Here is a 2,702-nt window from a genome sequence, read left to right as displayed (position 1 = left end):
CCCGGCTCATCCGCGGGAGGGAATCTCAAGCCCGCGCTGCACCGCGGGCCGCGCCAGGCCATGGTCGAGCCACACCTTGACCGCCTTGAAGCTGTCGAACCCGACCAGTTCGCCGGCTTCGTAGAAACCGACCAGGTTCCGCACCCAGCCCAGCAGGCTGATGTCGGCGATCGTGTATTCATCGCCCATGATCCACTTACGGTTCGCCAGTCGCGTTTCCAATACACCCAGCAGACGCCTGGATTCGGCCACGTAGCGATCGCGCGGGCGTTTGTCTTCGTACTCGCGCCCGGCGAATTTGTGGAAGAAACCGACCTGGCCGAACATCGGCCCTATCGCCGCCATCTGGAAGAACACCCACTGGATCGTCTCGTAGCGGGCGGCCGGGTCGACGGGCAGGAATTTGCGCGTCTTCTCCGCCAGGTACAGCAGGATCGCACCGGATTCGAACAACCCGAACGGCTTGCCACCCGGGCCATCGGGGTCGACGATCGAGGGGATCTTGCCGTTCGGATTGAGCGATAGATAGGGCTCGGTCCAGGTCTCGTTTTCACCGATGTTGATGTAGTGCGGCTCGTACGGCAGCCCGGTTTCCTCCAGCATGATCGACACTTTCACCCCGTTGGGCGTGGGCGCCGAATACAGCTGCAGGAGGTCCGGGTGCGTGGCCGGCCAACGCGCTGAAATGGGAAACGCAGACAGATCAGCCATCGATCGTAGCCATGTCGATCACGAAGCGGTACTTCACGTCGTTCTTCACCAGGCGCTCGTAAGCCTCGTTCACCTGCTTCATGGCGATCATCTCGATGTCGCTGACAATGCCCTTCTCGGCGCAGAAGTCGATCATTTCCTGGGTTTCGGCCATGCCGCCGATGCCCGAGCCGGTCAGGTGCTTGCGGCCGAAAATCATGCTCGCGCCCATCACCGGCGGATCGAGCTCGGTAATAACGCCCACCATCACCATCGTCGCGTCACGGCGCAGGAGGTTCAGGTACGGGTTCACGTCATGCGATACGGGGATGGTGTTGAGCAGGAAGTCGAAGCTCAGTGCGTGCGCTGCCATCGCGTCGGCGTCCTTGGACAGCAATACTTCGTCGGCGCCCAGGCGCTTGGCATCCTTGCCCTTCTCAGGTGACGTGGTGATCATCACCACGTGCGCGCCCAGTGCCTTGGCGAACTTGATGCCCATATGGCCCAGGCCGCCCAGGCCGATCACGCCGACCTTCTGTCCGGCGCTCACCTTCCAGTGGCGCAGCGGCGAATAAGTGGTGATGCCCGCGCACAGCAGCGGCGCCACGGCTTTCAGGTCCATGCTGGCGGGGATCGACACTACGAAGCGCTCTTCCACCACGATGGCCTCGGAGTAACCGCCGAAGGTCAGGCGGTCGCTGTTGCGCTCTTTCGAGTTATACGTCCAGGTAGCGCCGCGTTCGCAGTATTGCTCCAGGTCTTCCTTGCACGCCGAACACTCGCGGCACGAATCCACCATGCAGCCGACGCCTGCGAAGTCGCCCACCTTGACCTTGGTGACCTTCGAACCCACCGCCTTGACCCGGCCGACGATCTCATGGCCGGGCACCATCGGGAACAGCGCGCCACCCCAGTCGTCGTGGGCCTGGTGCAGGTCGGAATGGCAGATCCCGCTGTAAAGAATTTCAATGTGGACGTCTTTCTCGCCCGGCTCGCGGCGTTCGATGGCGAACGGAGCGATCGGCGACTTCGGACTCTGGGCGGCGTAGGCGCGCACGGTGAACATGGCTTGGCTCCAGTGGGGGCGGTAGGGACTCCAATAGTGTGGCCCCACGACGTCCCTGACGCGAAGCCCCGATCCTGCCCGATTCTTGCCTGATCCTGCCAGGAGTACTGTCACGCGCGGCTGATCGGGTGCAAAATCCCCTGATGCGCCACATCGACACCCTGGACGATCTCTCCGCCGAACTGGGCAGCCTGATACTGCGCCACGCACCGGCGGACGGTGATCACGAGCCCGACCTCCCGGGCGTCACCCTGCACCGCCACGGCCGCATCCTCGACCTGCCCTGCTGCCTGGCCCGGCCTGCGCTGGTGATCGCGGCACAAGGCGCCAAGTGCGTGGAAATCGGCGGGTTCAGCTACGAATACAACGCCTCGCATTGCCTGGTGACCACGCTGGACCTCCCGGTGATGTCGCACGTGACGGTGGCGTCAGAGCAGTCGCCATACCTTTGCATGGCCCTGACCCTGGACCTTCGCAACGTCACCCGGATGATGTCCGAGATGGGCCAGCCCCGACCCGCCGCGGCGCCCCCCGGGCGTGCCATTGGCGTAAGCCGGCTGCAGCGGCCCTTGCTCGATGCTGCCGTACGCCTGGCGCGGCTGATGGATGCCCCGGCCGATGCGCCCTACCTGGCACCAATGGTGGAGCGCGAGATCCTCTACCGCTTGCTCAGCAGCGAGCACGGACCGCGGCTGCGCCAGCTCGCCGCGCGCGATTCGGGATCCAGCCGCATCGCCCGCGCGGTGGAGTGGCTCAAGGAGCACTACCAGCAACCGCTGCGCATCGATGAGTTATCGCAGCGCTTGAACATGAGCGTGTCCACGCTGCACCACCAGTTCAAGTCGGTGACGTCGATGAGCCCGCTGCAATACCAGAAGCAGTTGCGCCTGCACGAAGCGCGGCGGCTGTTGCTGGCACGGCGCCTGGATGTCGGCTCCATCGCCAT

Annotated in this window: 3 protein-coding genes; 1 reads left to right on the top strand and 2 read right to left on the bottom strand. The window is 64.2% G+C overall.

Annotated elements, in window-relative coordinates:
* Positions 1 to 6 precede the first annotated feature (6 nt).
* Complete coding sequence (locus VK519_RS01090; protein WP_324346834.1) at positions 7 to 711, bottom strand: glutathione S-transferase N-terminal domain-containing protein; 705 nt, start codon at positions 709 to 711, stop codon at positions 7 to 9.
* On the bottom strand, positions 704 to 1,756 hold the full coding sequence (locus VK519_RS01085) for an NAD(P)-dependent alcohol dehydrogenase (RefSeq protein ID WP_324346832.1): 1,053 nt from the start codon (positions 1,754 to 1,756) through the stop codon (positions 704 to 706). Before VK519_RS01085 ends, VK519_RS01090 begins: the two co-directional genes overlap by 8 nt.
* A gap of 143 nt (positions 1,757 to 1,899) precedes the next feature.
* On the opposite strand from VK519_RS01085, the gene VK519_RS01080 reads away from it, so the two are divergent.
* Positions 1,900 to 2,702 (top strand): AraC family transcriptional regulator (locus VK519_RS01080; RefSeq protein ID WP_324346830.1); only part of this gene is annotated, 803 nt, incomplete at its 3' end.

The organism is Pinirhizobacter sp. (genome assembly GCF_035317885.1).
Taxonomy (GTDB): Bacteria; Pseudomonadota; Gammaproteobacteria; order Xanthomonadales; family Rhodanobacteraceae; genus Pinirhizobacter.
This window is presented reverse-complemented; position numbering and strand designations above follow the sequence as displayed.

What these genes read in the sequence shown, in the direction of transcription:
- VK519_RS01090 (WP_324346834.1), bottom strand. Translation starts at nt 711, where the DNA reads ATGGCTGATCTGTCTGCGTTTCCCATTTCAGCGCGTTGGCCGGCCACG.
- VK519_RS01085 (WP_324346832.1), bottom strand. Translation starts at nt 1,756, where the DNA reads ATGTTCACCGTGCGCGCCTACGCCGCCCAGAGTCCGAAGTCGCCGATC.